This is a genomic window from Nonomuraea sp. NPDC049141 (genome assembly GCF_040648415.1).
GTDB lineage: Bacteria > Actinomycetota > Actinomycetes > Streptosporangiales > Streptosporangiaceae > Nonomuraea.
On sequence record NZ_JBEZDR010000010.1, the window covers coordinates 19,617 to 46,566 of the forward strand.

Here is a 26,950-nt window from a genome sequence, read left to right on the forward strand (position 1 = left end):
CGCATGGTCAGGGTGGGAACGGTTCGCGCTCCCACCAAGCCGACAGGGTTGAACTGCGGGTCCGGATCGAGGGCAGGCCTTCACCGCCCCGATTCACCTCACCCAGGGCCAGTCTGTTGAGTGCGCTGTACCGCTGCCCTGGGCCAGGGGAGGGAGTCAGGTCTCCACGACGACCGGAGCCGCGACAGCGGTAGAGAAGTCGCTCAGAACTCCTGCGACGACCTTGAAGGTTGCCTTGATGTCCAGGATGTCGCCCTCGTCGGCCATCCAGTTCGCCGGAACGGCGAGCGTGATGGTGGACTTATACGGCGTGAGCTTCTGAACTGCGGTGAGGGGGTCGGTCTTGTCTTTTTTGAAGACCGCCTTCAGTTGGGTGATGTTGTTGATGGACACCATGAGGGTGACGTCCTTGACGACCTGCATGACGTTGGACCCGACCTGGTAGTCCGCCACCACGTTGAAAGGGTCGCCTACCTTGATGCTGGAGATCGCGAATCCCGCCGCGTCCTCGGCGCGGATGAGCAGGACACTGGCGTCGTTCTGTCCGGAAGCCATGATCTGTTCCCCTCTCGGCTGACTTGAGGTCAGCAAGACATCGAAAGATGGCTGGAACGCTATGGTGTTCGCCAGTAGGGTTCCCATAGGGCGAACTCCCCATTGACATCGACACGCCCAGCGCATATCAGGGGGCCCGCATGGGGGAATATGATGGGCATCTATCATCGTTATCGGCCGGCGATTATCGTTCCGTGCTGGAGTTTGTCGCCTCCGCACTCCGCTGCGCCGGGCCGACCTTTCCTGATACCGGCATCACCGGGCCGCTTCGCGACCTGTTCGATGCCGGCTGGGCCGGCGCGTGCGACATCGACCTTCGAGGTGAAGCCAGCCACAGCTGGGCCGACACGCCTCACCTCTACCCCGTCGGGTCACTTAAGTTCCACCAGGTCGCAATCGGCCATCCACTCACCCTGGCTTACCGGCGTTCCCGCACGCACTCCGCCCTGCGATTGAGCGATCACGCCGATCCCCGCAAACTAGCGTCGATTTACAGTCAATTCGGGGACGTGCTCACCGTTCCACTGGTCGTTGCGCCGCAGCGTATCGTCGGTCTGGCCTTAGGGGCCTCATCGCGATATTTCCCTTTGAGGCAATTGACCCTCGCGCGACAGCTCCACCCCATCCTCGCTGAGATCTACTCGCTGCAAAAGCGCGCAGTTCTCCCGTCCGCCGGTGAGCGGAAAACTTCCGCTCCCTTCCGCGATCAGGGCATCCCCCTTACCAGTCGTGAACTCGCCGTCCTGGACCTGATGGCCAACGGATTGATCGCCCACGCGATCGCCAACCAACTCGCCATCTCCGCCAGAACGGTCAGCAAACACATCGAGAGCATCTACCGCAAACTCGACACCCACGACCGAACAAGCGCAGTCATGCGAGGGCAAACGCTGGGACTTCTGCCCTCGCCGCCTCGCTAGCTCACGCCGAAGGGATCTGGGGGGACTGTACGGTCAAGAGAGACAGAGCCACTGACTGGACACACCCGGAAGCGGGACGGGCGTGATGCGATGGTGACTCCGTCCCCGCGTGAAGCGTGGACTTCCTGCGTCGGTGGCTAGGCCACGTTGCAGAGGACCAGCCCGGCCCGGAGGACGTTCGTTGCGCCGACGTGGTCCGCGTTCGCGGTGAAGCCGCACGCCGTGCACTGGAACTTTGCTTGGGTGACGCGGTTCTCCTTCGCGACGTGCCCGCATTCGAGGCATGTGCGGGAGGTATTGCGGGCGTCCACCGGGATCGTCAGGCGACCGGCACTTTCAGCCTTGTCCGCCAGGATCCTCAGGAACTGTCCCCAGCCCGCGTCGAGGATGCTGCGGTTGAGCCCAGCCTTCGCGGCGGCGCCATTCGGCAGGAATGCGCCGGACGTTTCGGGGTTGGGCTGAGGCGCGGGCGCCTTTGTCATGCCCGCGGTATTGAGTCGCTCGTGCGCGATCACGTCGTGGTCGCGAACGAGCGCTCGGGCGGTCTTGTGGTGGAAGTCGAGGCGCTGCCGCCGGATCTTCGCGTAGAGCTTGGCGACCCTCTGAGCGGCGGCGCGGTGCTTCTTCGTACGCTGCCGGGTGCGCTCAGGGAACGTGGCGAGGTGCCGTTGAGCGTAGGCCAGCTCGTCCGCCGCCGCGTCGAAAAACTTCGGGTTGGCGACGTGTGCACCGTCCGATGTGGTCAGGAAGTGCGTGATGCCCATGTCGATGCCGGCCACGGTGCCTGTGGACGGGAGGGGCTCGGCGGATACATCGTCGCACGAGAGGACGACGTACCAGCGTTTGCTCTCACGCTTGATGCTGATCGTCTTCACGCGGCCCCGAACGGGCCGGTGCTGGTGCACACGAACGTGCCCGACACTCTGGAGGCGGACACGGGTCTGCGGATCGTGCGGGGTGGAGTCCCAGCGGCAGCCGTCGCCGTCCTTGGGGAAGGCGACGGCGTCGAAGTGCCCGACGCCCTTGAAGCGCGGATATCCCGGCTTTTCCCCAGCCTTGACCCGGCGGAAGAACGCCTGGAACGCCTTGTCTAAGCGGCGCAATGTGGCCTGCTGAGAGGAGAACGACCAACGGCCCTGCCGCTCGGGGTCGAACGCCCGGATCTCCTTGAGCTGGGCGGACTGGTCGCTGTACCGGATGCTCGTTTTGGAGATGTGCCGGTAGGCATCCCGGCGCTCTTGGAGTGCGCCGTTGTACAGCGAGCAGTGGTCCCGCAGCATCTCGCCCAGCGCGACAGCCTGACGGGTCGTGGGGCGCAAGAGGAACTTGTACGCGCGAATCATGCGCCACCCCCTCCCCGGGGCAGGGAAATCGAAATCGCAGGAAAGGTACTGCTCAACGACGATCGTTTCGCCAAAATGCCCGAACTGGTGGCAGTTAGCTCGGGAGAGCCTGAGCTGCCGCGATAATGAGGTCTCGCGCCCGGTCCCCAGTCACAGCCTCATCCCAGAGCTTGTCGAGAACCTGCATATATCGAGCGGCTTCCTCACCGGTGTGACTGGTCTCTCCTATGAACGTCTCCACCATGACCAAGGGCTCGTCGGCGACGAAGATGGAGAAACCGTTCTGCGGCGTGATCGTCAACTGGCTTCCCATGGGCAGGATGCCAAAGCGGACGTGTTCCAGGCCGATGATGGTTTGCAGCCGGTCGAGTTGGGCGCGCATCACGGCCGGCGGGCAGATCAGCCAGCGAAGCACGGGCTCTCCGATCAGGAACTCGAACCTCTTGGCCGAGTCGTACAGCATCTGCTGCCGCCGCATGCGTGTCGTGACCGCAGCGTCAACGTCGTCGATATCGAGATCGTGCAGCCAGACCATCTCCTCGAGGACACGGCGGGCGTAGGCGGGGACTTGAAGCGTCCCGGGAACGTACACGGTCTCGAAGTTTCGGATGAGGCGGGCCTCGCGTATGAGCCGGCTGTAGTCCTCTTGGACGGCTTTCTGACCGGCCCGCATCCGGCTGTGGAAGGTCAACCGGGCAATGCGCGCTTCTTCTAGCAGCTGCAACAGCTCCGCCACCAGCTCCGGGCCAGCCGAGCACGTCGCGCCCCACGCCTCGACATCCTCAACGGACGGAAGCTGCTTGGCGTTCTCTATACGGGAGACCTTCGACTGCTGCCAGCGGTGGGCATCGGCGATGTCCTTTCCTGACAACCCTGCCTGCGCACGCAACGTCCGCAGGCGGGCTGCCAAGCCTTCGGGCCGGTTCAACCAGTCCTCTAGGGATTCCACTGTTCTGTTCCTCTTCTTAGGCGGGCGCGTCCTGGCCGACCAGGACGCTGTGGTGGACTGCCAGGTCCCGCCACTTGCACGCCTGTATCACGACTGCCGGGTCTTCGATCAGCTCGTACGCTTCGGGTCTGCCGGAGCCATCGAAGTGCATCTTGATCAGCCGTGAGGAATCGAGCAGCCACCAGTCGTCGCTGCCCGCCCTCGGCAGCAGGCCGATATCGTGCGCCTGCTGCCGAGGGAGATACCTCATGATTTCGCCTGCTTGACGGTTCCACTTGTCCAGCCAGCGCTCGAAGCGTTGGTAGTCCGTGGGGGGATCGTCCTGGATGCGCACGCGTTCGATGCGCTTACCCTGCCGTACGTGTTCGGAGATCTGGTCGTACCACGCCTTGTAGACCGTGGTTGGAGGCACTGGTTCCCCGCAAAGGAACGCAGCAAGGAGTTCGACCTCTTCGGGCACCAGATAGCTCGGTTGAAGTTCGAGACGGAAGGCTGTGTGCTCGAACTTCGTCAGCTCCTCGCCGAACTCGGCAGGGGTGATCGGACGACGGTCTTCGCTCACGCCAGTCCTAGGTCCTTGATCCGCTGCTGGACGAGGCGGTCGATGACGTCGGCGGGGACGTAGACGGCGTCCTCGTTCGGGGCGACGTTCCGAAGCTGGGATCGCGCCTCGTCGTCGATCTTCTTGCCTTGGGTGACGTAGCCGCCGGGAGCCTCGTAGAGGGCGGGGCAGTTGCCGCCACCAGAGTCGCTGGTCTTCCACATGAACTTGATGTTCATCGTGTGCCCTTCGGTTGGTTGGCATCACTGGGTTCATGCTCGCAAGTTGCGCGCTTCTTGGCAATGATCCCCGCCTGACGGGCGGGGATCATTACGCTGAAACGCGGAACCTGGCAGCCGTCAGGCTAATACACAGAAGCAAATCTTGCGCAATGCTTGACTATTGCTCATCTTGGATCCACGCTGACATCAAGGCAGCCGGTTCCGACCAAGCTGGCCTCGCTCCTCCTTGAGTGGTGCAACACCGAAGGAGGAGCTGAACAACAAGAGCGGCCCCCGGCGGTGCAACGCCGAGGGCCGCGGTCAGGTCTCCTCGCGAAAGAACAACCTGATGACTCCTATCTTGGCACCATCCCCACCTGGCGTGAACAACAGGCACGCCCCACCCCGGCAACTGCTGACGTTCGAGCAGAACCTCCGCCTCGAACGCCGCATCCTCACCGCAGAGATCGCCCAGGCCAACGGCCGACCGTGTCTTCCCAACCCCAACGCCTGGGACGACAACGTCGCCAAGCCCATCGCGAACAAACTGTGCCAGAGCTGCCCGGTCGCTGCCGCGAAGGCGTGCCTGCGCATCGCCGTCATCGACGAGGCGATCCTGCACGCCAACTCGGGCCGCAACCTCTACATGATCGTGTGGGGCACGCGCGGCGGCATGAACCCCCGCGCCCGCCGCCCTCTCGTCACCGAGCTGGCCGACCAGATCATCACCGACCGCATAGACCACGCTGAGCGAGCCCGCGCCGAAGCCGAGCGCAAGCGCGCTGAGGCTGTGGCGGCGAAGGCGGGGGCGGCGGCATGATTCTCGCTGCTGACCGTGGCCGCCACATCGACAGCCACGACACTGACGACGCGACGCCGGGCGCGCCCGGCAGCGTCTGCCACCTCATGCGGTCCGCCACGAACCCGGAGGTAACGCACCACGAGCGGTTCGTAACGCTCGGCGGGGACGAGGGGCCGACCGTTACCTGGACCGCCATCTGCGCGGACCAGTGCCCCAGCCTCGACGACAACGGTGTGTGGAACTGCACCGGATGCCCCGCCAAGGACCGGCCGGGCCCGCTAGCCGACGCCGAGCAGCACGTCATCTCCTGCACGAGGGGTGCGTGATGTCGCTCCTGATCGGTGTGGCTGTGCTCGTGGTGTTCGCCTGGATCTTCCTCCTGATGTGCTCCTGGATCTTCAAGGTCGTCGCGCACTTCCTGTTCCGGCTCAAGCCGTACCGGATCGTCGGCCACTGCTTCGACACCGGCATGGTCAAGGTCTGTTGGCGGGACGAGCCCGACCACACCTACACCTACACACCCGCTCGCCTGGCCTCCCTGGAGCAGGGGAGGGCCGTCCGATGATCGTGAAAATCACCCTCGCCACCGCGGTCATCGCGGCTCTCCCCATGGCCGCCGCCTCCCGCTGCGCCCCCGAATCCCCGGCGGGCGCGAGCTCGGCCGGGCCGGCGTGCAGCCCGTCCAGCAAGACGCGGGCCAGCCTGAACCTGAACAAGGAACAGGCAGACAACGCCGTCGCCGTGATCCGGGTCGCCGCCGACATGGGCCTGCCCGAGCGCGCGACGGTGATCGCCATCGCGACCACGCTCCAGGAATCCGACCTCGACAGCAGCGTCGTGGGGGACGGCGGCCTCGCGATCGGCATCTTCCAGCAGCATCCGTCCTGGGGCCGCAACCGCACCGATCCGGCCGCTTCCGCGAAGCGGTTCTACAGCCGCCTCGTGAAGGTCAACCGTTGGCAGACCCGGCCGCTCACCGAGGCGGCCCAGGCCGTCCAGCGCAGCGCCTACCCCAATGCCTACGCCAAGCACGAGACCCGCGCCGAGCGGATCGTCGCCAAGCTCACCACCTGCACGGAGGCTCGCTGATGACCGGATATCCGCTCCTCACCGAGTACGCGTGCGGTGCCCCGTTCCACCAAGTGACGGTCCCGGTGACGATGGACCGTCCGTCGTTCCGCGGCCAGACCGAATTCACGCTCCGGCCCGGGACGGTCACCGACGACGCTGTCGAGTTGTTCGGGTACGCCCACTGTCAGGCGTTGGCCGGTGCCATGCATGAACTGACCGGCTGGCCGTTCGCCTGGTTCGAGCGATGCAAGGACGGCCAGTGGGCGTTCACACATGCAGGGGTGGTCACCCCTTCCGGTCTCATGCTGGACATCCACGGCCTGCGGACCCCGGAGCAGGCGATGAAGGCCATCTGGGCGGACATCGGGTTCGACGTCCGATGGACGCCTCTCGCCTCGCCGCCCTATGACGTGGTGCCGTGGACCGCCTGGACCGACGCCTCGCTCGGTTCGACTGCCTGGGCCGGCTTCGCGCTCGGTGTCGAGATCGTCCGCTACTTCGCCGAATGCCTGTGCAAGGAGGCCCGCTGATGAGCCTGTTCAACCTGGCCCACACCAGGGGCAATCCGTGCCAGGACATCCGCAACTCGCTCGGGACGCACATGTCGCCCCAGCACGAGCCGTGCTCGATGTACCGCGATTCCGACCAGATCGTCCATGTGATCTGGGGCGGCGACGTGGAGTTCCGCGCCACCGGCGCATGCCCTGTGCTCGCCCCGGCCGCCACCGAGACGGCGTCGGCACATCCCTGACCCTGCTCCAGCATCCACGCCACACGTAACCAGCAAGATGAGGAGATCATCCCGTGACCGCCCAGCCCAGCACTCACGACCACGTGCGATGGCCGCTTTGGGGCCTGCTCGTGTTTTGCGGGGCTATCTCCTTGACCTTGAGCGTCATGCACGCCATGAGCAAAGCCGCAGCCGGAGACCACAAGGCCATGGTGGCGGGCTTCCTGATCGGCATCTCGCCGGTCATCGCCGCCGCTCTCCTGGCTCACCTGCTCACCGACCCCTACGCGGCCGGGGGCTTGAAGGCCGGCGTCGGCCTGGTGTTCGTGGGCGGCATGGCGCTCAGCGTGAACGCCCAGCACGAGGTGGTGCTGCCCTTCGTCGGCGGCAACGACTTCCTGGCCATCCTGTTTCCGATCGTGCTCGACCTGTCCACCGTGATGGCGCTCCTGGCGCTGTCCGGGGTCGGCTACTCCTACAACCGCGCGGTCCAGTTGGAGGAACTCCGGGCGGAGCTCCAGCCGGTCCTGGAGAGGGAACTGCAGGGGAAGTTCGCGGAGGAACAGGCCGCCCGCGAGACGGAACTGCGAACGGAACTCGGGCGGAACAAGGACACGGAATTCGCGGAACTCCGGGCGGAACTCACCGAGGAACGCCGGGCGGAAATCGTCGCCCTTCGGAGGGAACTCAACGAGAAGCACAGTGAGGAACTGACCGACCAGGAGCAGACCCTCCGGAAGGAGTTCGCAAAGCGCTGGGAGGTGGCTGAGGTCGAGATTCGGCGCGAGGCCGCGTCCGAATCGGAGGCTCTGGTCCGGGATGCCGAGATCGCTGCCGAGGCCCGTGTTCGGCTGGAGCTGACCAAGAACGACACCAGTGGTCAGCGTCGGCAGAAAGCGATCGGGCGGGGCACCAAGAACGCCAGCAAGCCCCAGATAAGCGTGCGCGACCGAGCCGCCGCCATCCTCCGCGACAAACCCGACATGAAGGCGAGCGATCTCGCCGCTGCGATCCCCTGTACTCCGAAGTATGCCCGCGACCTGATCAAGGAGCTAGTGCCCGGTCGTGGAAACGGTCAGGACGAAACCAGCGGAGAGGAGTTGCGTCTCCGTGTGGTCCCGTAGCCGGAGTTCCGGCCCGTCTTCCCTCTGCGCCGGGGCTCCAGTTCCCTCCCGAGTTCCCTCCGCGCGACCCGGTTGTTCCCTGCCGAGTTCCCTCCATCGTTCCCTCGCCAGTTCCCTCCTGAGTTCCCTCTCGCGCGGGGCGAGTTCCGTCCCGAGTTCCGCGTCCCAGTTCCCTTCTCGACCCCGAAGGAGTTCTCCCGCGATGACCGCCACCGACATCCTCGCTCGACACATGCCGCTGCCCGTCTGGGACATGGCCACCGGCGACGTCCTCGACGGCGAACTCATCTACGGCCCAACCCTGGAGCCGCACCACGTGACCGTCCTCCTGGAGGGGTGGATGCTGCTCGTCCCGCACACCGACCTGGCCGGCGGCCTCACCCGCGTGATGCGGGTCGAGCTGGGTGGCGGGCTGCTGCTGAGCATGTTCCCGCATGCCGGGGGCGAGTACGTGGTGTGGGAGCTGTCCCAGCCCGCCGCGGGCGATGAGCGGGTGACGGTGCTGCTCGTCAAGGTGCAACCCGCCTGGCTGCTGCCGTACCTGGTGGCGGCTGGGGAGGTGGCCCCGGCCGGGGTCGAACTGTCGGTCGTGGACTGGGATTCGGCGGCGGCCGAGTGGTTCGGAGGCCCGCATGAATGTGACGGTGAGTGACCGGCGTCGGGGGTCCTCCACCCAGGGGAGCCCTCGACCAGGGCGTTCCCCGCACCCCCTACACGTAGAGGCGCGCCCGCGCGCCAGCGCGCCAGCGGGCGGGCGCGCGAAGGCATCGTATCCGCAACTACGCATGGTGACAACCCGGAAGGTGGGAATGGCGCGGCTGACGCGGGCGCAAATCAGGCAGGAAGCCCGAGACGAGGAGTACGAGCGGCGCAAGAACAAGGCCACGACAGGCCGGGAACTGCTCGACGCGGCCCTGGATCTGCTGCTCGCCGAGCTGACCGACCTGTCCAAGCTCCTGGCCCGCCGCGAGGACGAGGCATGCCGCGACCTCGCCCAATCCATCGAGTCCATCGCCAACGAAACCCGGAAGGAGGCCGACGATGAGCGGAAGAATCAGGTCACCGTTCGCCAGCAGCAGCACCTCAGGCGGCGCTGACGCCCCCGCACCCCCTGCCGAGCAGCCAGCCACCGCCGCGACGGCTACGGCGACGCCGGACGACCGGCCCGCCGAGCAGGCCACCCCGTCCACGTCTCCCGCCGGGCTGGCCGCGTCCACTCGCCAGATGACATGGCTCGATTGGCTGGAGACGCGGATGCCCGCGCTCGGCGCCCAGCGGCTCCCGGCCACGGCCACCGTCCGCGCCTACCACAAGGACGGCAGCTACGTTCCGTGGGAGTCGGACGCCTTGCGCGCCATCTGCCGCCTCCACGGCGCATGGGTCGCCGTCCCCTGGTGCTTCGTCTTCACCGCGGTGGCGTGGCTGGGCGCGGGCGACTACCGGCGCCGCCTGCGCAAATTCAGGGAGGAGGGTCTGCCCGGCCTGTACCGGTCCCAGCTTCCGCCGCTGGACGCGCTGCATGGCTTCTCCCGCGTGTGGGTGGCCTGGTGGGCGGCCGTCGCCTGGACAAACCTCAAGATCACGCGGCTGCCCATGACCGCGTTCTTCTACGTGCTCCCGGCCACCTTCCCGTTCTGGTGGCCCCTGTTGTGGTCGCTGCTGCGATCGATCTTCACTAGGTGAAAGGACCACGCCATGGAGTGGTACAACGTTCTCGCCGCCGTCTTTCTTGGCGGGGGCCTGGCCTTGGGCAAGTTCCGGCGCAAGGACAAGAGCAAGGGCCACCAGCCACGTACCAAGATCGCCTACGCGGCGGCGGGTGCGCTGCTGCTCGCCGGTCTGTGCGGCATGCTCACCCCGATCGGTGGCTGGTCGGCCAACCTTGGCGACTGGCTCTCGGGCAGTGTTGTGATCGCCGCCCTCTTTGTCATCGCCGCCGCCACGTTCATCGGCATCGGCGTGGCGATCGACCTCAAGGACGGCGTCCCGGACAAGAAGGCTCTCCTCGCCTGCATCATCGCCCCGCAAATCCTGATGATCGCGTTCGGCGCGATATGGGGTGCCAGCGTCCACAAGGAGATGGTCAAGCGGGCCAACCTCACTCAGGAGAGCATCACCACTGCGCAGGTCCGCTGATGGAGATCGTCAAGATCCTCGTTGCCCTCGTGATTCTGATCCCGTGCGCCCTGTACGGGATCAGCGCGATGCGGCGCGAGCGCGAGCAGCCCGAACCCCAGCCACAGCCGCAACCTGGGCAGGAGCAAGCGCAGACGCCGCCGTTCGAGCCCGACCCGGCCACGCACACGGTCCAGCAGACCTTCAACAAGACAGAGAAGGTCACGAACGTCGCGCTCACATGGGTCAAGCAGGCCATCACCGGAGGCTCGGACAGCACCCGTCCCGCGATCGACCCGCCACGGCCCAGGCCCGGACTCGAGGACGGGTGGGAGTGGAAGCCGCCGACCAGCCTGGACGGGCTGCCCGACCTCACGGAATACGACGTCGAGGTCGAGCCGTCCGCTCCACACACCCCGCCCCCACCGGATCGGGTTCAGGCGGCCAAAGCCATCGTGATCGAGCGTGGCCTGTTCGACCGGCTGCGAGACCTGTTCAGCAGCGGCGACAAACCCGCCGCGCTGCCCCCACGCGAGCCGGCCCAGCCGCCGGCCCTGGGGCAGGCGGACCCGGACTGGATCGCCGCGATCCCCGATCCCCGCCAGTTCCCCGAACCAGAACTCCCGAACCTGCCTGAACCCGAGCTGCCTGCTCTCGACATTCCGGCCGGGTTCGACGTGGCCATCGAGCGGGTCCCCACCACAGCGGTCCCCGAGCCCACCAATCCGATCGCACTCCCGCCCGCCAACCCCCCACCGGAATCCACCGTCACCGCCGAGGTCATCGAACCTGTCGAGATCATCGCACCCATCGACCTGCAAGGAGTGGACATGGAACTCGTGCCGCTCGGCCGCCGCACCATGGCCCACGTCCCAACCCCCGGCGGACTGCGGGTCGCGCTGAAGACCGGCGGTTTCCGCATCTTCCGGGGTTGGCTGGCCAGCTTCCGCAAGGCCAACGACACCGACCTCGGACACGCCAAGCACATGCACCGCATGGCCCTCGCGCACGTCCAGCGTGCCCGGGTCAAGCTTGCTGTTGCCGCCAACATGCTCATGGCCGTCCAATCGGACGGCATCGGTCCAAACGTGGTCCGAAGGTGCATGACAACGTTCAGCCAATGCCAACGTGAGTACGCAGCCGCTTTCCAGGCCGCCACCGCAACCGCAGCGCTTGTACGAGCCTCGGGCGGCACCCCCACCTCCATCAAGGACGCGATCCACGCGCTGGAGCGCGACCACGGCGGCATGGCCGTCGCCGCTCGCAAGATGACCGTCGAGCCCGTCCGCGACCTGGAGTGGTACCGCCGATAGTCCCTCCTCCCGTCCCATCGCCGCGCCCGACATCCGAAGGAGAACCACCCCGTGGCCGCCACGCCCACCGACGCACCGCCTCAGACCGGCCCGGTGCCGCAGACCAGCCCGCCTCCTCCATCGCCGGAGCAGGAGAGCGTGTCCGGGCTGGCCGCCGCCGTCTCCACCTGGAACTGGACCCAGATCAAGAACCGCGCCGAACGGTTCCGTCACACCTGGCCCGCGCACGCTGTTCCTCCGGTTGTGTGGGGGAGCGGCATGCTCCTCCACACCCTCGATGTGCCCGGCTGGCAGGTCGCCGCCGGCGGGGCCGCCGCATACGGCGTCACTGCCCTGGTCCGGATGTTCATTCCGAAGTTGCGTAAGCGGCTCGCGTCCCGCTGGTGGTGGGCCGCCGCAGGGGCGTGGCTCACCATCGCCGCCGAGGCTGGGGCGGACGGCTGGATGCAGACGCTGATGTTCGCCGGGGCCGGGCTGGCGATCCTCCCGCGCATCTACCGCTACCGGACCCGCATCAGCCTGCCGGACCGGCCGAAACGGCAAGCCCTCCCATCCCGGCCCACACCGCAGGAAGAAGACCGGCCGGACCCGTATGTGATCCGCTGGGACGCCACCACCGCCAAGAAAAGTCGGGGCGCGCTGCCAGGCTCCAAGCTCACCAACCGGACCGAGTTCAACTATGGCGGCGCACACGGTGTCCGCTACAGGCTCGTCCTCGACGGGAACATCACCCGCGAGGCCATGGCCGCCCGCGAAAAGGTGTGCGGGGACTTCGGCGCCACCATCGACGAAATCCAGATCGAGGCACCCCTGGACCGGCGTCTCAACGCCGCCGAGGTGACGTTCCTCAACAAGCTCGCCGTCGAGGACATCCAGTGGTGGAACAAGCCTGGTCTCGACATGGAGACCGGCATCTGGGAGATCGGCCCGTTCGCCGATGGTCGCGGCGACGCCGCTCTCAGGCTCTGGCAGCCGGGGTCAGGCCCTCGGCCCGTCACCATCATCGGCGCGCAACGCACCGGCAAGAGCACACTACTCAAGTCGGCCGCGTGCGAATTCAAGGACAAGCCGATCAAGCTGCTGTACGGCGACCCGATGAACGGCCAGTCCTGTCCCCAGGTGCTGCCCTACCTGCCCAAAGACGGTGTCGCGGTCGAGCATCTAGGGATCAAGGCACTGGTAGAGCGGGTTCACGCCGAGAAAGAGCGCCGCAGCCGCTTCCTGGCCAACGTCGAATGGACCGACCAGTTCGGCAACAAGCTGCGCGGAGTGCAGTCCTACGACCACCCCGGCGCACACGGCCTCGACATGCTCGTGCTCGCGCTCGATGAGTTCCACGCGCTGGCCCGCGACGCTGAGCTGGTGGAGATGGTGTACGACATTCTCGCCGAGGGCGCCAAGACCGGCATCGTGCCGTGGATCCTCGATCAGAACGCGTACGTCGCTTCGTTTGGCGGCGGCGACCTGCTGGGTCTGCTCAACGCAGGCAACGTGATTCTTCTCCGCAACGGCGACCCGTACATCGCTCAGGCCACCATCAACCAGACGATGGAGGTCTACCCACACATGATCGATGAGGTATTCCCGAACGGCGCGGACACGGCGGGCTGCGGCTACGTCAAGGGAGCCACGAAACGGCCGGTCATGGCACGGCTCCGGAACGTGGAGAACCTACACGCAATCCTGAGCGACGAGCCGCCCGCCCCGATCTGGTGGATGCCAGCGAACCCAGACGAAGCCGCCACGCAGGCTGCGGGCACTCCCAACACCGGAGGCCAGCTCGGCGACGACGGCGAGGAAGACGGGTTGCCCGAGGGCACGCCGCAGCTCGGCGACGACGGCAACGGCATGCTCGAAACGCCCGACCTCGACAACCTGATCGCCTTCATGAAACTCGCGCCTGAGGAGCTGGCCGTCGCCGAGAGCGCGATCCGGCCGCTGCTGGCGCATGCCGAGCAGGGGCTGACCGTCATGGACATGTCGCTGGCCACCGGCATGCAGCCCATGCCGATCCTGCTGGCCGTCCAGTCGCTGGAGGGCAAAGGGGAGGCGAAGCCGGTCGATGACGAAAGTGACCGGTACGTGGCGGTTGGGAAGGCGTCATGACCTGCCTGTGGTTATGCGCCGAGGTGCGCGATCCGCTCCTTGATGGTCGGAGTCGCGAACCTTGCCCCCAGCGGTCCAGGCTGGGACTCGGGTTCGGCCTGCTCTGCACGCCACCTCAGGCTGTCCACGACGGCCTGTCGTCCGACCCAGTCCACGGCGAGATCGTCGGCCTCGAAGATGCGTTCCCGCATCGCCTGCGCACCGGCGAGACGGGGGCGCACGCCCAGCATGCCGCCGGTCATTCCCAGGCCGCCCAGGGCGATGAACCACGTCACGGCGCCGAGCAGTCCCAGCCCCAGCAGGACCGCGCTGCACACGATCAGCGGGAACGCCCACCCGCCGGCCGCCTCAGCGGACCGGCGCTCGCGTGTTGCCAGGTGCGCCTGGGCGACCTCGACGGCGACGATGCCCTGCATCACTCCCCGCGCCCCCGCGAGAATCACGCGGTCACCGATCGTCAGGACGGGCTTGGGGTTATCCGGCGTGGACGGCACAATCCGGACGCCGTACCCGTCCTCAATGAGAACGTCGGGGAAGGCGTACCGGGCGGGGACAGGGATGTCCGCCACCCGCTCACGAGCAACCTGGGCGTACGACTCCGCGAACGAACCGTCCATGCGCGCATGGTAAGCGCCGCCCGGCTTCCCGTACAGGACACAGATTCCTGCTGTCCTCTGGTTGGCGAAACCGCCAACGGAATTTTGGGCTTCCTCCGGCCACCCGGCCATGGGGACATCCGGCCCGTCACCGGGCCCGACGAAAGGAAACGATCATGACGAACCGATCCCCGAGGCGCCGCCCGTACGGCGGTGGCCAGCGTGGCGGCTCCCGCAACCCCAGCTGGCCCAGCACCGACTCCACCGACACGGCCGACACCGGCTGGTTCGGCACCAACTCCACCGAGGAGCCCCCCGCCTGCGACTCGTCCACCGACTCGTCGCCTACCAGCGACTGCTCGTCCGGCGCGTAGGGCTCAGATTCTCTCCGTAACCCGATGACCAAGGGCTGGCGCAGAGGCACGTGAGGGTGAGCCGCGTCAGCCCCCTAACTCTCAAGGAGATCACGAACGTGACCACCATGAACGAACCCCCGACCGGCCGGTGCTACCAGGCATACGTGACCGGCACGAACGACGACGACCTGCGGCAGAAGGCGATGCGCGAGGCCACGAAGTACTTCGGCCCCGACCTCAAGCTGTGGCTGCCGCTCACGTACACCGCATCGGCAGTCACCGCTCCGAACTGGACCATGGCGGCCCAGTTCGAGGCGATGATCCCTGTGTTCGAGGTCCTGGAGGCCGACCAGTGAGCACGAAGGTCTGCGACAACACCAGCGTCGCCGCCCTCATCTTCGACGAGGACGGGCGGCTGCTCGTGTTCGACCGCAACACCGACCCGCCCGGCGCCGCCGGGCCGGCCGGGCACATCGACACTCACGGGACCGCCGCCGACGCCGTATGCGCGGAGGTTCACGAAGAGGTCGGACTGAACGTCGTCCGCCTCGAACTCTTCTTGGACGCGTGGTGGCCCAACCGGTGCCGTCGCCAGCCCGGCCCCCGCGGCATCGGCCACCACTTCTACTTCTACAAGGTCCAGGTGACCGGCCATCTCAGGCCAAGCTCTCGGGAGACCCGCAACGTCCGCTGGCTGGACCGGGGACAGCTCCGGGAGCTGACGCGGCGGACAATCAAGTACGCCCGAGGCTTCATCAGTCACGTCGAGTTCCGCGCCGCGCCTGGCATCGAACCGGTCTGGGTGTATGGGCTCGCCGCCGCGGGCCTGGTCGAGGCGTCGCACGACGACCTCGCCCTGCTCGACCAGGTCGCCGCCGACTTCGTGCCAGGGGGAAGCTGATGGGCGAGCTGTTTCGCGCCGTCGAGATCGCATATGCCGGAGACGACGGCATCTCTCACGTGCTGTACGCACGCGTCGGCGAAGGCCAGTACGAGATTCTGCTCAACCCGAACGATCTGGTCGCCCCGCCAGAGGACGTGGTCATGTCGGTGTACGCGCAGCTCACCCCGACCGGGGACGTCGGCCCGCGCGTGATCCGGCTGAGCTGGGTCACCGGCATGAAGCTGTGGGAGCCGCCGCTGGACTGCGGCTTCGCCCGTGAGGGGTGGCTGTGATGCCGGATAGTCGGCTGATCCAAGCAGCCCGGCTGCTGAGGGCCGCCGCGCTGGACGAGGACGACCAGACAGTCGTCGTGGCCAGCGAAGCTCTGGCCGGTCTCCTGGAAGTCATCGACGCCACTGCCCAGAAGCGCCTGCCTCTGAACGTCTTGGATGCTGCGGAGCACCTGGCCGCCGCGACGGTGGAGTTGCTGACCGTGGACACCGCATGAGCAGCCGCGTAGACGACAGCGCCCTTCAGCGGCTGATCGACCAGCTCGCCACGGACGCCCAGCAGACGCTCGCCGCGTACGAGGAAGCGCACGCCGCCAAGTACGAGCGCGGAAAGGATCTCGCGTCTCAGCGGCTCCAGGGGCTCCGCGTTGCGCTGGGGAGAGCTCTCGCGTTGCAGGCTGGCGTCCCGCCCGAAGGCGTCGTGACGGCTTTCAACCGGGGCCGTGACTACCAGGACCGGCTCGTGGCCCCGTCTGTGTCTGGGGAGGCGTGATGTGCACGCACGCGACCGCGCCTGGCCCGCTTCTGCCGCCTGACCTGCCCGAGGGGTTTCCCGCTCATGGCCTCCAGGTCTACGACGCCGAGGAGGACGACTACCTGTTCACCTTCGGCCACGTCACTCCGGACCAGATGACGGCGGCTGTTGCCGAGTACATCCGACACATCCACTTCCCGCCCGACGCCGTGGTGGACGACCCGCTGGCCACACTCGTGGGCGGGGCTGAGCGGGTGCGGGCGACGATCTGCTATGGCTACGCCACGTATGACCCTCGGCCGACCGGGTTCTGCTCGTTCAGCGCCGACCTGTTCGTCGATCCCACGACGGAGGGCGCGCTGCCGATCACGTACTGGCCGGGGGAGTTCGGCTGATGAGGTACGTCGGAAACACCGCGTTTACGACCGTCCAACACCCGTCCGGACACGGATGGGTGGCCCTGTTCACATGCCCTGGCCCTAGCGGCGGGTGCGGAGCCAACGGCGTCGCGCTCGCAGACACCCAAACCGGCCCGTTCAACGGGTGGTGCAGCCGCGGGCACGAAATCCACTTCCCGTATGCCACGCCGATCTCGGAGGGGCAATGAGGTACACGTACACGGACGGCCAGCCCAAGGTGGCACTGATCGGTGACCTGCTGTACGGCGTCGCGGGCGCGCTCGCCACGCTCACGGTCGTCATCGCCGTGCTGGCAGCCGTCACCAGTCGCACCACCAAGCCGCGCTCCGCGCCGGAGATGCACACGTCCTGGCGGACGGCCGAAGGGCGGCGCTGATTCATGCCGCACATCGAGATGCAACGACTGATCGACCAACTCACCCTCGACATACAGCAGGAGCGGCAGGTGCACGCGCAGGCGTACGCCATCGCCCACCACCGCGGGGAGCAGATCTCCGAGGGGCGGCTGTCTGGCCTGCACCTCGCTCTTGGCCGAGTCCTGGCCTGGGGTGACGGGATCGCGGAGGAGGACGCCACAGCGGCGCTTTACCGTGGCCGCGAATACACGGGGGAGGGAGCGTGACGTACGTGCACACGGACGGGCGGCCGGCGGGTGTCCGCATCACGCCCGAGACACACCCGAGCCGGTGGCTGGCGGAGGAGGTGGCGCTGTTCCGGCAGGGCCTCTGCTCCTGGGTCGTCGAGCAGGGCAACTGGACCGGGACCAAGCGCTGCCGCGAGCAGTCCGACCCGGAAGCGGACTTCGGGCACTGCACGGAGCACGCGCTGGCTGTCGAGGACGACTACGGCGGCGCGAACTGGTGGGAGGGCCTGGGCGAGGAGCACGACGACCCGACCATCGACTGGAAGCGCGACCCAGCGCTCCGGCCGGAGGCATGACGGATGCCACGTGAGGTACCGGCCGACGCTGCCACACCCTGCACCCGTGACGGGTGCGGCGGCACGCTGGAGCCCGTCGAGGACGAGGCGTACTTCGGTATCGAAGGCGACGCCCACGTGCTGCTGCGCTGTAGCAGCAGGTGCGGCATGGAGTCCGTGCACTACTTCGGCTGGGAGGGCGAGATGGAGGCATGGGCCGACTACGGCAACGATTGGCCGGAAGTCTGACCTCCCAGCCGAAGTGATCTAGTAAAACAGCAGGTCACAGGGCTATTCATGGCTCAGTGGACAGGATTGATCGCGTAGCCATAAGGTGACAGAGACGCGCGTTGATCGCGTCTCTCGCGCCGCATGCCGAGGCATGATCGTCTCGGTGGTGGTGCGGGAGACGCGATCACTCGGACGCCACCCCTCGGTCGCGCGGGAAAGGCCATTAATGATCGGCAACAACCTGGCGACACGCCCGGCCGCCCCGGATTCAGGCGCCACCCGCTACTTCCGGCGTACGCAGCGCACCCCTCACCTCGTCGGATAAGGGCTTCCGCCACCCCCCGTTTGGAGGAACCCGCATGAGAATCCGCATCATCGGTCTGCCTGAGGAAGCCACCCAGGCCGCCAACCTGATCGCCCGCACCTTCGACGTCGTCGAGATCTCCCGCCCCATCCCGTGCCGAGGCGCCAGCCGCAACGTTCGCATCTACGCCGAGGTCCGGCTCCCACAACCCGCTGAGTAGCGCAACGGCCCCGGGCTCAAGCCTGCAAGCACCGCCCGGGGCCGTACCCCTACCACCTCAACCCGATAGGAGTGCCTCCATCATGGCCGCATCCACCCGCCGTAACCAACCTGGCTCCACCCGGCCGGCCCGGAAGAAGGCCGTCAACTCGGCAAGCATCGACGACAAGTGGATCACCGTCCCCGAGATCTTGGAGGAGCTGAAGATTGACCGGCGGACGTGGCAGCACTGGGTGACCCGCGGCTGTACGCCCGAAGGAATGATCCGACTCCCCAGCGGGAGATACCGCATCCCGCGCGACCACTACCGAGCGTGGCTGGCCTCGCTCGAGGTGGACGCGTGAGCAAATCGTACAAGGTCAAGTTCTGGAAGATCAGGCGCAACGCGAGCAGCAAGAAGCCGTCGTACGTGGTGCGGTGGACCGTGGACGGCAAGCCCTTCTCCAACACGCTCGGCGGGTCGGAACTGGCTGAGAACTTCCTCTCCGACCTGCGCCAGGCAGCAAAGAACGGCGAGTGGTTCGACACCGACATGGGCCTGCCTCAATCGATGCTCAAGGCCAAGAACTCGCGTACCTGGATGGCGTTCGCCAGGGCCTACATGAAAGCCCGGTGGCCGCATCTGGCGCCCGGCACACGCCAGAATGTCGCCGAGGCCCTGGTCGCGGTCACACTGGTCCTGACGACCGACCGCAAAGGCCGCCCAGGCACTGCGGTGTTGCGCCGCGGGTTATTCAAACATGTGTTCCTCCCCGAGGAACGCCAGCCGGAACTCGACGGGCAGGCCGCCGCCGCGCTGCGCTGGCTGGAGGCGGCCTCACTGCCGGTGAACGAACTCAAGGAGACCCGCCACGCCCGCGCTGCTCTGGAGGCCCTGGCTGTATGCCTGGACGGCACAAAGGCGGCTCCCTCGACGTTCAGGCGCAAGCGGGCCGCGCTGCACACCGCCCTGGAGTACGCCGTCGAACTGGAGGAACTCGACGCCAACCCCCTAGATCGGGTCAAGTGGAGGCCGGTCAAGTCGAGCAACCTGGTGGACCGGCGCGTGGTCGTCAACCCTCGGCAAGCACGCGAATTGCTGATCGCCGTGACCTACATCGGACGCACGCGCGGACCCATGCTGGCGGGGATGTTCGCGTGCATGTACTTCGCCGGCCTGCGCCCGGCGGAAGCACAAGGGTTGCGCGAGAAGGACTGTTTCCTGCCGGTGCAAGGCTGGGGTCAACTCACCCCGGCCAGAACACGCCCGCAGAGCAGCAAAGATTTCACCGACTCTGGGCGGGTCTTCGAGGAGCGCGGCCTGAAACATCGCGAGGATGGCGAGGACCGTCCGGTGCCGATCCCTCCAGAGCTGGTCGCCATCCTGCGCGCCCACATCGAGACCTTCGGCACGACTCCGGACGGGAGGCTCTTTTACACCCGCGGCGGTGGCACGTTCACCAGCGATAGCTATCCCCAGGTGTGGCGGAAGGCCCGCCAACTGGCGTTCACTCCTGAGCAGGTGGAGTCCCCGCTGGCTGGGCGGCCCTACGACCTGAGGCATGCGGCGGTGTCGCTGTGGCTGAACGCTGGCGTGCATGCCCCCGAGGTTGCCGAGCGGGCCGGGCACAGCGTGGCCATACTCCTGAAGATCTACGCCAAGTGCCTCGACGGCCAACGCGGGATTGCCAATCAGCGCATCGAGATGGCACTGGGGGAAGAATGATCGACAGGGCTTCGCTACGGAATGTGCACGGAATGGCCACGCCCCTGTGTGGCCTGTCTCATTCTTCCTCGCAGGTCACAGGGGCATTCCTGGAACCAACGGGCGTCAGTCAGACTAGATGGCATGAGGATAGGTTTCGCCGTGCCGCAGTCCGGGCCGTGGGCCACGCCGGGCAACATGCGCCGTGTCGCCGCCCGCGCCGAGGAACTGGGATACCACGAGCTCTGGACCTTCCAGCGGGTGCTCTATCCGGTGGGGCACCCGATGGGTCCGACATATCGCAGCGTGCACGACCCACTCGTCACGCTCGCCTACCTGGCGGGGGTGACGAACACGATCAGGCTGGGCGTGGCGATCATCAACGCCTTCGTCCAGCCGGTGCTGCTGGCCAAGCAGCTCGCGACCCTCCAGAACGTCTCCATGGGCCGGCTGACGGCCGGGCTCGGGCTGGGGTGGCTGCCGGAGGAGTTCGAGGCGGCGGGAGTCGGCTTCGAACACCGGGGGCGCAGGGGCGAGGAGTTCGTCCAGGTCCTGCGCAAAGCGTGGAGGGACGGGGTGGTCGAGCACCACGGGGAGTTCTACCAGGTGCCGCGCTCCCACATCGACCCCAAGCCGTCGCCGGTGCCGCCCATCCTGCTCGGCGGCACCGCCGACGTGGCACTGCGCCGAGCCGGGCGGCTCGCGGACGGCTGGATCAGTTCGAGCCGGGAGGACCTGTCGGCGGTCGCCGGGCGGATCGAGCTGATCAAGTCGGCGGCCGTGGAGGCGGGTCGCCGCGACGCCGACGGGTTCCGCTTCGTCTGCCGGGGGGTGACCCGGGTACGCCCTGGCGGGGCTGAGGAGCGGCAGCCGCTGACTGGGACCTTCGAGCAGATCCGGGCGGATGTGGGGGAGCTGGCGGCGAAGGGCGTGACAGATGTCTTCCACGACCTGAACTTCGACCCGGAGATCGTCACGTCCGACGCCAAGGAGGCGATGCGCCGCGCGGAGGAGGCGCTGGAGGCTCTGGCCCCCTCCGCCTAGGAACCGCCACCGCCTGCCCGGCATCCATCGGTCGCTTTCGTCGACGATTCGCGTGATCCTACGGTCGCGATTATGTGGCACGTTCCATTCTGATCGCTCGGCATGCGATTGCGCCGAGGACGTGTGTGTGGACTCTTCGCAGGGAAGAAATCATGCTTGCTCAACCCTCCAGGACGCTCCGGCGCACCTCATTTCGCGCCCTCATGCCCATGCCTCTGAAATCCCGCTCAACGATCCTTGACACGTGATCATTCTGGCATTCATACTCCGTTCAAAGCGCTTCGATCAGCCCCCTTTTGTGTTCACGCACGGCAACTCCAGAACGCAAGGAGTGACGTCTCGAAAATGCATCCGGGAACGTTAGGACGTAACGCGCGGCGAGGATTTTTCCTGGTCCTCGCCGTCATGCTGGTGGGGACGGTGGGTATCTCGCCGGCATTCGCCCACTGGAACGGCACCGGCCAGGACATCGCCAGTATTCACATCTACCCCTACAGCTATAACGGCACCTGGCAGACGCCGATGAACAAGGCGCTGGCCAACTGGAACGCGACCTCGAGCCCGGCCAATTTCTACAAGAACTCGAATTCCGGCTCGACGATCACGGTGAAGTCCTACAGCAACACCTATTATGGGCACTATCAGCGGTGCGGCGGGATGTGCATGTACATCCGGCTGAACTCCCGGACGATCAACAGGGACGCGTCGAATTTCTCGAACTTCGTCACGAGCACGTTGGTTCACGAGCTCGGGCACGCGTTGAACCTCGCGCACAACTCGGGCACCTCGATCATGAATTCGAGCAGGAACCGCAACTCGATGACCAAGCCCCAGTCGCACGATGTCGCCGACGTCAACGCCTACTACTAAAGGAGGCCGACCAGTGCTACGGCGTCTTGGCGCGATTGTCTTCGCCGCGGTGTTCGTGACCGCATGCTCGGCGCATGAGGAACCCGTCCTCTATCGAGCCGACTATCCCCAGTACCAGAGCGCCGATGCGCTCTTCGACAAGGCGACCCTGGTCGTCGAAGCCCGCATCGTCGGGGAGCCGCGTTATCTCCAGGAACAGGCGGAAGCGCCCGATCCGGCGGAGACAGATCCGAACCTGAATCCCAACGCGGGAGCCCCTGCCGCGGTGGCCGCTGAGCCCGAGGCCCCACCGACGGTCATCACCGTCTACACCGCCCAGGTGATAAAGGTCTTCAAAGGTCAGGCTCAGGCGGGGCAGTCCATCGAGGTCAAAGAGCTCGGGGGAAACTTCGAAGGTGTGACCTACGCGGAGGAACACACCACTGCGATGAACGAGGACAGCGGCTACGTCCTGTTCCTGGAAACCTACCCTGACTCGCCCGCCGCACTGCTCAACCCCGTCCAGGCGAAGTATCCGCTGGACACCTCCAGCAACCCCGCGTCGCTGCCGGATAACCCCCTCAAGCTGACGCGTGCCGAACTGGAGACGATGTCTTAATTCGGAAGTATCCAACCCCGAAAAGCCCGCCCTGTGCGGGCTCTTCGGCATCTCCGGGTGCACTATTAAGCCATTGTGGGACCCTGCAGCTCTGGAGAGGACCGAGCATGGCCCCTCAGCGCAGTGCCACACGTCGCCGACGCCCCACCGTGAAGACGGCGCGCAGTGTGGCGTACGTCATCGCCGCCGCGGTGCTGACGATCAGCTTGGGAGTGGCGACCAACCAGGTGCTCAACGGCGGCGATTTTGAGCCGCTGTGGTTGGTCCTGGGGCTGGTGCTGGCGGTGCTACGCCGAGCTCCAGCCGGTCCTGTGGCCGGATCTCACTGACGGCAGCGGCCGCCCGAAAGAGCTGAACGAGATCAGTCCGCGGGATCTGGGGGTACACGTCAACCGGTTCGCCGCCGACGGGCAGCAGCCCTACATTCCGCGTGCCGCCGACGATCTGCTGGCAGCGGCGTTCAGCGACGACGACGGCCCGCGTCTCGTGATCGTCCACGGGCCTCGGCTCGCGGGAGCCACCGCCACACTCGCGCACGCGGTGCTCACTCACCTGCCCGGTCACTGTCGGGTGGTGGCCTACCACGACGATCCCCGCCTGCCGGTCGGCGCGATGATCGAGCACGCGGCCCGTCATCGCGCCGATCGTGGTGGTGTTGTGGTGCTCTGGCTGGACGGTCTGGTTCCGCAGCGCCTGGATGATCTGGCGGCGATTCCGCTGGACCAGTTCACGCCAGGCTTGTGGGTGGCGGTCACCCTGGCCTACGGCGGGTCTCGGGAAGAGCCGCTCTCCGGTCGGACGGCCAGATTCCTCGACGAGAACGCGGTGCGGGTCGAACTGGGGACCATCACGCCGGTCGAGCGTCGAGCCCTCGAGTCCTGTAACGCCTACGCCGCTCTGCGGCCGGTGCTGGCCGAAGGCCATGATGTGCTGATGGGCCGCCTCATGGTGGCCTGGGAAGAGCTCCGCCGTGCCCTGGCCGGTGACGGGGAACACTTCACCGACCGCATCGCGGTGCTGCACGCCGTCACCGATTGGTACCGGCTGCACCTGGACACCAAGCGCTTGCTCACACGCGACATTCTTGACCATCTCTTCCAGACTTACCGGCGCGAGATTGCCGCTCTCCCGCCCGATGCTCCCGTACCCGTCACCGGCTACCGCTCGGCCCTGAAGTGGGCCATGACCGCCGACAGCAGCCGACCGCGGCTGATCGATCTCAAGGCTTCGGGGTCGGGCCGGTTCTATGGTCCGCACTCGCTGCTGACGGTGTTCGCCGAGGACGCGAGCGAACCGGCCTGCTGGCCCGTGCACGACGCCTTATGGGCTTATGCCGACGAGTACTTCGATGGGGATCAGCGCCGGGACATCGGTTATGCCGCTCTGCAGCAGCAGGCGTACCCGGCGGCGTTCTCCCTGCTGGATCACCCCGACACCGACATCGAGGCGGACGTGTGGGGGCGAACCGCCAGTCAGTTACAAGATGCCGGGGAATTCGATGCGGCGCGCCGCTGGTGGAGGAAGGCGATCGCCCTCCGCCATCCCGACCATTCGCCGTACGCGATGTACGAGCTCGGCCTGATGGAAAAGCGCCAAGGCAATGTCGAGCAAGCCCGGCACTGGTATGGCGAGGCGATCGCCAGCGGTCATCCCGAACACGCGCCCCGTGCCAAATGCAGTCTGGGGCTGATGGAAAAGCAGCAGGGCAATCTGGACGAGGCCCGGCACTGGTTCGGTGTGGCGATCGCCACCGGTCATCCCGAACACGCGCCCTGGGCCATGATCCATCTGGGCGCGTTGCTGCACGAGAAGAACGAGATTGCTCCCGCCCGGCTCTGGTACGGGGAGACGATCGCCTCAGGCCATCCCGATCACGCGCCGAACACGATGCACGACCTCGGACTGCTGGAAAAGCAGCAGGGGCATGTGGAAGAAGCCCGCCGCTGGTACCGCGAGGCGATCGCCAGCGGGCACCCGGAGACGGAGCAGCTCGCGCGCAGGGCGCTGCGTGACCTCGAGAGGCGGGAAAAGGATCTACGGCGGGCCGAGCAGTACTCCCAGTACGGTTATCTCGCCTACGCCGACCCGTCGATGATGCGGCCCCCGCGCACCCCGAAACCTGAGGAACGCCCGTCCAAGCAGGACCCTTCGCCGCCCCAATAACGGGCTTGGCTCCTACCGCACAGATTTACGCCATGCCGAGCATTGATTCCGCTGTCCTCATCGCAGCGACATTCCCGGCGACATCATGGACCCGCACGACCCTCGCGCCCCGATAGACGCACATCGTGTTCGCCGCAATCGTTCCGGCCTTCAGTGCTTCGCTGCCCGGCACCACCCCGAGGCTTTCCCGGATGAAATGCTTGTTGCTGCACGCCACGAGCACCGGATATCCCATTGCCGCGATCTCTCCCAGTCGGCGGGTTATCGTGTTCGAGTGCTCGGTGGTCTTGTTCAGGTCGTGCCCCGGATCGATGAAGATTTTCTCCGGTTTGATGCCACAGCCGACCGCGGTGTCCGCCCGTTGCCGAAGGAATTCCGCCACCTCGCCAACGACATCCTCATATTGGGGACTCGCTACGACCTCGCCCGGCCCGCCGATGCTGTGCGTGATGACAACGCTCATCCCCGTTTCGGCAATAAGGCTCGCCATTCCCGGCGCACGGAGCCCGTTCGTGTCATTGATAACGTCGGCACCCGCCTTGTAAGCCGCCTCCGCGACCTCCGGCAGATGGGTGTCCACGCTGATCACGGCGTCACTCTTCTCCCGGATACCCTTGATCACGGGCACCACTCGGTCTATCTCTTCCGCCCCCGACAACGGCGGCTGATCAGAGCGGAACGCCCGGCCCCCTACATCAAGCCATTCCGCGCCATCCCGTAGTGCCCGCTCCGCCGTCCTGATCGCCTCACCGGCCTCCATCGACCGATTCGGATCCAGGCCCGAGTTTGGCGTACGATTCACAATTCCCATCACGACCACGTGCCGGGACAGGTCGAATTCTCGCCTTCCCACTCTCCGCACCGGCGCAATGAGCTTGGGATAGTACACCTGCATTACGTTCGGCTCCGTCCAAAATAAATGATCCGCTCAAAGCCATGAAAAGGCCCAGCATACGCCGCATCATGGGGATCGACATAGCCGCCACCTCATTGGGACCCGACCGGTCTGCCAGCATGAGGTGCCTTCCTGCGGCGTCGCCTGCGCGCGCGAGGTGGAGGACGCCGAACCCTCTACGAGTCACCGCGAAAAGGTCACAACCCAGCCACGAACAGTCCCCGCAACGGAGCGATCACTGCCATTTCAGCGAGCTTCGTGTCGTCCAGTACGTCTGAGGGCTCTCAGTCAGTACGGCCAGGCGCTCGTCCAGTTCCGTATCCCAGTCGACGCGGATCGCGGTCAGGTTGCTGCGGAACTGATCCACCGAGGCGGCCCCGCTGAGCACCACGCCGGCCCACGGTTGGGCGAGGATGGCCGCCAAGGCCAGGGCGTCCGGCGTGAGGCCGCGTTCCCGGGCGGCATGGTCGAGCGCGGCAGGGGCGGTGTGGGAGGTCAGGCGGCCGTTCGCCACGCCCTCCTTGACGATCACCCCCATGCCGGAACGGTGCGCCCGAGCCAGGGCCGGGCCGGCGGATCGCTCCAGCAGGTTCCAGGTGGCCTGGACCGTGTCGAACAGGCCGATCTCGACCGCCCGATCAATGGTGTCCGCCTGGTGCGGACCGGTCGTGGACAGGCCGACCGAGACGCCCCCGGCGCGCAACTCACGCAACTCGGCCAAGATGTCCTCGTCGTCGAGCACGCCGCTTTCGACGGTGGCCGAGTGGATCTGGTAGAGCGAAAGATGCTCGCCCAACAGCGCTCGGGTCTGGCCCAGCTGGTGTCGCAGCCGGTCAGCGGACAGTTCCTTCACCTCGTGCCGGTCGGCGTCCATCTGCCAGTCACCGACGTAGGCGTACCCCCATTTCGACCCCACGGTGACAGCCCCGGGCGCGATGGCGCGCTCACGCAGCCAGCCGGCGAGGAACTCCTCGGCTCTGCCGTAGGAGCGGGCCACGTCGAAGTACCGTACGCCGGCCGCCAGCGCCGCATCCAGCACCGCCCAGGTCCGCGCCCGCATCGCGGCGACGCTGCGATCACCGCCGAGATCCTCCTCCCGGCCGAGCGTGATGTACGCCGGCCGGCCCAGCGCGGCCAGCCCGATCCCCACCGGCGTGACCGGCAATCCGAGCCTGCCCATCGGCCGCACAACCAGCTCATCACGCATCGCGGCGC

Annotated in this window: 40 protein-coding genes; 32 read left to right on the plus strand and 8 right to left on the minus strand. The window is 66.6% G+C overall.

What is annotated here, in order from left to right; translation table 11 throughout:
• Positions 1 to 156: 156 nt before the first annotated feature.
• Positions 157 to 642 (minus strand): hypothetical protein, encoded by a 486-nt coding sequence (locus tag AB0B91_RS29060; protein ID WP_358326120.1) that lies wholly within the window; start codon positions 640 to 642, stop codon positions 157 to 159.
• Between the two features lie 107 nt (positions 643 to 749).
• Here AB0B91_RS29060 and AB0B91_RS29065 point away from each other — a divergent pair, with 107 nt between their 5' ends.
• Positions 750 to 1,475, plus strand: coding sequence for a LuxR C-terminal-related transcriptional regulator (locus AB0B91_RS29065; RefSeq protein WP_358326123.1), 726 nt, complete (start codon positions 750 to 752; stop codon positions 1,473 to 1,475).
• Positions 1,476 to 1,612: 137 nt separating this feature from the next.
• On the opposite strand, the gene AB0B91_RS29070 is transcribed toward AB0B91_RS29065, so the two are convergent.
• The 4 genes from AB0B91_RS29070 to AB0B91_RS29085 form a co-directional block, all read right to left on the minus strand.
• Complete coding sequence (locus tag AB0B91_RS29070; RefSeq protein WP_358326126.1) at positions 1,613 to 2,818, minus strand: transposase; 1,206 nt, start codon at positions 2,816 to 2,818, stop codon at positions 1,613 to 1,615.
• A 94-nt stretch (positions 2,819 to 2,912) separates the two neighbouring features.
• Positions 2,913 to 3,767 (minus strand): helix-turn-helix transcriptional regulator, encoded by an 855-nt coding sequence (locus AB0B91_RS29075; protein ID WP_358326129.1) that lies wholly within the window; start codon positions 3,765 to 3,767, stop codon positions 2,913 to 2,915.
• 16 nt (positions 3,768 to 3,783) lie between these two features.
• Complete coding sequence (locus AB0B91_RS29080; RefSeq protein ID WP_358326132.1) at positions 3,784 to 4,329, minus strand: DUF6879 family protein; 546 nt, start codon at positions 4,327 to 4,329, stop codon at positions 3,784 to 3,786.
• Positions 4,326 to 4,547 carry a hypothetical protein gene (locus tag AB0B91_RS29085; RefSeq protein WP_358326135.1) on the minus strand — a complete coding sequence of 74 codons (222 nt, stop codon included), beginning with the start codon at positions 4,545 to 4,547 and terminating at the stop codon, positions 4,326 to 4,328. Before AB0B91_RS29085 ends, AB0B91_RS29080 begins: the two co-directional genes overlap by 4 nt.
• 364 nt (positions 4,548 to 4,911) lie before the next feature.
• Here AB0B91_RS29085 and AB0B91_RS29090 point away from each other — a divergent pair, with 364 nt between their 5' ends.
• The 13 genes from AB0B91_RS29090 to AB0B91_RS29150 all read left to right on the plus strand — a co-directional run bounded on the left by AB0B91_RS29090 (position 4,912) and on the right by AB0B91_RS29150 (position 13,790).
• Positions 4,912 to 5,349, plus strand: a complete 438-nt coding sequence (locus tag AB0B91_RS29090) for a hypothetical protein (RefSeq protein ID WP_358326138.1) — start codon at positions 4,912 to 4,914, stop codon at positions 5,347 to 5,349.
• Positions 5,346 to 5,657, plus strand: a complete 312-nt coding sequence (locus AB0B91_RS29095) for a hypothetical protein (protein WP_358326142.1) — start codon at positions 5,346 to 5,348, stop codon at positions 5,655 to 5,657. Before AB0B91_RS29090 ends, AB0B91_RS29095 begins: the two co-directional genes overlap by 4 nt.
• Positions 5,657 to 5,896 carry a hypothetical protein gene (locus AB0B91_RS29100; protein ID WP_358326144.1) on the plus strand — a complete coding sequence of 80 codons (240 nt, stop codon included), beginning with the start codon at positions 5,657 to 5,659 and terminating at the stop codon, positions 5,894 to 5,896. The genes AB0B91_RS29095 and AB0B91_RS29100 overlap by 1 nt, the downstream gene beginning before the upstream one ends.
• Entirely contained in the window at positions 5,893 to 6,420 is a 528-nt protein-coding gene (locus AB0B91_RS29105) for a hypothetical protein (protein ID WP_358326147.1), read from the plus strand. The genes AB0B91_RS29100 and AB0B91_RS29105 overlap by 4 nt, the downstream gene beginning before the upstream one ends.
• Positions 6,420 to 6,932, plus strand: a complete 513-nt coding sequence (locus AB0B91_RS29110; RefSeq protein ID WP_358326149.1) for a hypothetical protein — start codon at positions 6,420 to 6,422, stop codon at positions 6,930 to 6,932. Before AB0B91_RS29105 ends, AB0B91_RS29110 begins: the two co-directional genes overlap by 1 nt.
• Positions 6,932 to 7,153: a hypothetical protein gene (locus AB0B91_RS29115; RefSeq protein WP_358326152.1), complete on the plus strand. Its 222-nt coding sequence runs from the start codon at positions 6,932 to 6,934 to the stop codon at positions 7,151 to 7,153. The genes AB0B91_RS29110 and AB0B91_RS29115 overlap by 1 nt, the downstream gene beginning before the upstream one ends.
• A gap of 53 nt (positions 7,154 to 7,206) precedes the next feature.
• Entirely contained in the window at positions 7,207 to 8,256 is a 1,050-nt protein-coding gene (locus AB0B91_RS29120; protein WP_358326155.1) for a hypothetical protein, read from the plus strand.
• A gap of 202 nt (positions 8,257 to 8,458) precedes the next feature.
• On the plus strand, positions 8,459 to 8,908 hold the full coding sequence (locus tag AB0B91_RS29125; RefSeq protein WP_358326158.1) for a hypothetical protein: 450 nt from the start codon (positions 8,459 to 8,461) through the stop codon (positions 8,906 to 8,908).
• 157 nt (positions 8,909 to 9,065) lie between these two features.
• Positions 9,066 to 9,353 (plus strand): hypothetical protein, encoded by a 288-nt coding sequence (locus AB0B91_RS29130; protein ID WP_358326160.1) that lies wholly within the window; start codon positions 9,066 to 9,068, stop codon positions 9,351 to 9,353.
• The gene (locus tag AB0B91_RS29135) at positions 9,298 to 9,939 is read left to right on the plus strand and encodes a hypothetical protein (protein WP_358326163.1); all 642 of its coding nucleotides are present in this window, start codon (positions 9,298 to 9,300) and stop codon (positions 9,937 to 9,939) included. Before AB0B91_RS29130 ends, AB0B91_RS29135 begins: the two co-directional genes overlap by 56 nt.
• Positions 9,940 to 9,951: 12 nt before the next feature.
• Positions 9,952 to 10,392 (plus strand): hypothetical protein, encoded by a 441-nt coding sequence (locus AB0B91_RS29140; protein ID WP_358326166.1) that lies wholly within the window; start codon positions 9,952 to 9,954, stop codon positions 10,390 to 10,392.
• Entirely contained in the window at positions 10,392 to 11,684 is a 1,293-nt protein-coding gene (locus AB0B91_RS29145) for a hypothetical protein (RefSeq protein WP_358326169.1), read from the plus strand. The genes AB0B91_RS29140 and AB0B91_RS29145 overlap by 1 nt, the downstream gene beginning before the upstream one ends.
• Before the next feature lie 51 nt (positions 11,685 to 11,735).
• A complete protein-coding gene (locus tag AB0B91_RS29150; RefSeq protein ID WP_358326172.1) occupies positions 11,736 to 13,790 on the plus strand; it encodes a hypothetical protein in 2,055 nt (684 codons plus the stop codon).
• An 11-nt stretch (positions 13,791 to 13,801) separates the two neighbouring features.
• On the opposite strand, the gene AB0B91_RS29155 is transcribed toward AB0B91_RS29150, so the two are convergent.
• Positions 13,802 to 14,407: a hypothetical protein gene (locus AB0B91_RS29155; RefSeq protein ID WP_358326175.1), complete on the minus strand. Its 606-nt coding sequence runs from the start codon at positions 14,405 to 14,407 to the stop codon at positions 13,802 to 13,804.
• A gap of 155 nt (positions 14,408 to 14,562) precedes the next feature.
• On the opposite strand from AB0B91_RS29155, the gene AB0B91_RS29160 reads away from it, so the two are divergent.
• From AB0B91_RS29160 to AB0B91_RS29245, 18 genes are all read left to right on the plus strand, one after another.
• Positions 14,563 to 14,760, plus strand: coding sequence for a hypothetical protein (locus tag AB0B91_RS29160; protein ID WP_358326177.1), 198 nt, complete (start codon positions 14,563 to 14,565; stop codon positions 14,758 to 14,760).
• A 98-nt stretch (positions 14,761 to 14,858) separates the two neighbouring features.
• Positions 14,859 to 15,098, plus strand: coding sequence for a hypothetical protein (locus tag AB0B91_RS29165; RefSeq protein WP_358326179.1), 240 nt, complete (start codon positions 14,859 to 14,861; stop codon positions 15,096 to 15,098).
• Entirely contained in the window at positions 15,095 to 15,643 is a 549-nt protein-coding gene (locus tag AB0B91_RS29170; protein WP_358326181.1) for an NUDIX hydrolase, read from the plus strand. The genes AB0B91_RS29165 and AB0B91_RS29170 overlap by 4 nt, the downstream gene beginning before the upstream one ends.
• Positions 15,643 to 15,918, plus strand: a complete 276-nt coding sequence (locus tag AB0B91_RS29175; protein WP_358326184.1) for a hypothetical protein — start codon at positions 15,643 to 15,645, stop codon at positions 15,916 to 15,918. Before AB0B91_RS29170 ends, AB0B91_RS29175 begins: the two co-directional genes overlap by 1 nt.
• Positions 15,918 to 16,133 (plus strand): hypothetical protein, encoded by a 216-nt coding sequence (locus AB0B91_RS29180; protein ID WP_358326186.1) that lies wholly within the window; start codon positions 15,918 to 15,920, stop codon positions 16,131 to 16,133. Before AB0B91_RS29175 ends, AB0B91_RS29180 begins: the two co-directional genes overlap by 1 nt.
• Complete coding sequence (locus AB0B91_RS29185; protein WP_358326189.1) at positions 16,130 to 16,408, plus strand: hypothetical protein; 279 nt, start codon at positions 16,130 to 16,132, stop codon at positions 16,406 to 16,408. Before AB0B91_RS29180 ends, AB0B91_RS29185 begins: the two co-directional genes overlap by 4 nt.
• Positions 16,408 to 16,785, plus strand: a complete 378-nt coding sequence (locus AB0B91_RS29190) for a hypothetical protein (protein ID WP_358326191.1) — start codon at positions 16,408 to 16,410, stop codon at positions 16,783 to 16,785. The genes AB0B91_RS29185 and AB0B91_RS29190 overlap by 1 nt, the downstream gene beginning before the upstream one ends.
• Positions 16,786 to 16,993: 208 nt before the next feature.
• Positions 16,994 to 17,185, plus strand: a complete 192-nt coding sequence (locus AB0B91_RS29195; RefSeq protein ID WP_358326194.1) for a hypothetical protein — start codon at positions 16,994 to 16,996, stop codon at positions 17,183 to 17,185.
• Between the two features lie 3 nt (positions 17,186 to 17,188).
• Positions 17,189 to 17,431, plus strand: coding sequence for a hypothetical protein (locus tag AB0B91_RS29200; protein WP_358326196.1), 243 nt, complete (start codon positions 17,189 to 17,191; stop codon positions 17,429 to 17,431).
• Entirely contained in the window at positions 17,428 to 17,748 is a 321-nt protein-coding gene (locus AB0B91_RS29205; protein ID WP_358326199.1) for a hypothetical protein, read from the plus strand. Before AB0B91_RS29200 ends, AB0B91_RS29205 begins: the two co-directional genes overlap by 4 nt.
• A 3-nt stretch (positions 17,749 to 17,751) precedes the next feature.
• The gene (locus AB0B91_RS29210) at positions 17,752 to 17,976 is read left to right on the plus strand and encodes a hypothetical protein (protein ID WP_358326202.1); all 225 of its coding nucleotides are present in this window, start codon (positions 17,752 to 17,754) and stop codon (positions 17,974 to 17,976) included.
• Positions 17,977 to 18,317: 341 nt separating this feature from the next.
• A complete protein-coding gene (locus tag AB0B91_RS29215) occupies positions 18,318 to 18,482 on the plus strand; it encodes a hypothetical protein (RefSeq protein WP_358326205.1) in 165 nt (54 codons plus the stop codon).
• A gap of 82 nt (positions 18,483 to 18,564) precedes the next feature.
• Positions 18,565 to 18,825, plus strand: a complete 261-nt coding sequence (locus AB0B91_RS29220; protein WP_358326208.1) for a hypothetical protein — start codon at positions 18,565 to 18,567, stop codon at positions 18,823 to 18,825.
• The gene (locus tag AB0B91_RS29225; RefSeq protein WP_358326211.1) at positions 18,822 to 20,186 is read left to right on the plus strand and encodes a site-specific integrase; all 1,365 of its coding nucleotides are present in this window, start codon (positions 18,822 to 18,824) and stop codon (positions 20,184 to 20,186) included. The genes AB0B91_RS29220 and AB0B91_RS29225 overlap by 4 nt, the downstream gene beginning before the upstream one ends.
• Positions 20,187 to 20,309: 123 nt before the next feature.
• On the plus strand, positions 20,310 to 21,209 hold the full coding sequence (locus AB0B91_RS29230; protein ID WP_358326214.1) for a TIGR03619 family F420-dependent LLM class oxidoreductase: 900 nt from the start codon (positions 20,310 to 20,312) through the stop codon (positions 21,207 to 21,209).
• 345 nt (positions 21,210 to 21,554) lie between these two features.
• A complete protein-coding gene (locus AB0B91_RS29235; RefSeq protein ID WP_358326217.1) occupies positions 21,555 to 22,079 on the plus strand; it encodes a hypothetical protein in 525 nt (174 codons plus the stop codon).
• Positions 22,080 to 22,092: 13 nt separating this feature from the next.
• A complete protein-coding gene (locus AB0B91_RS29240) occupies positions 22,093 to 22,677 on the plus strand; it encodes a hypothetical protein (protein ID WP_358326220.1) in 585 nt (194 codons plus the stop codon).
• A 246-nt stretch (positions 22,678 to 22,923) separates the two neighbouring features.
• Positions 22,924 to 24,840 (plus strand): tetratricopeptide repeat protein, encoded by a 1,917-nt coding sequence (locus tag AB0B91_RS29245; protein ID WP_358326223.1) that lies wholly within the window; start codon positions 22,924 to 22,926, stop codon positions 24,838 to 24,840.
• A 25-nt stretch (positions 24,841 to 24,865) separates the two neighbouring features.
• Here AB0B91_RS29245 and folP read toward each other — a convergent pair whose 3' ends face one another.
• Together folP and AB0B91_RS29255 are read right to left on the minus strand one after the other, a co-directional pair.
• Positions 24,866 to 25,735, minus strand: coding sequence for a dihydropteroate synthase (gene folP / locus AB0B91_RS29250; RefSeq protein ID WP_358326226.1), 870 nt, complete (start codon positions 25,733 to 25,735; stop codon positions 24,866 to 24,868).
• Between the two features lie 235 nt (positions 25,736 to 25,970).
• Complete coding sequence (locus tag AB0B91_RS29255) at positions 25,971 to 26,942, minus strand: aldo/keto reductase (RefSeq protein ID WP_358326229.1); 972 nt, start codon at positions 26,940 to 26,942, stop codon at positions 25,971 to 25,973.
• Positions 26,943 to 26,950 lie beyond the last annotated feature (8 nt).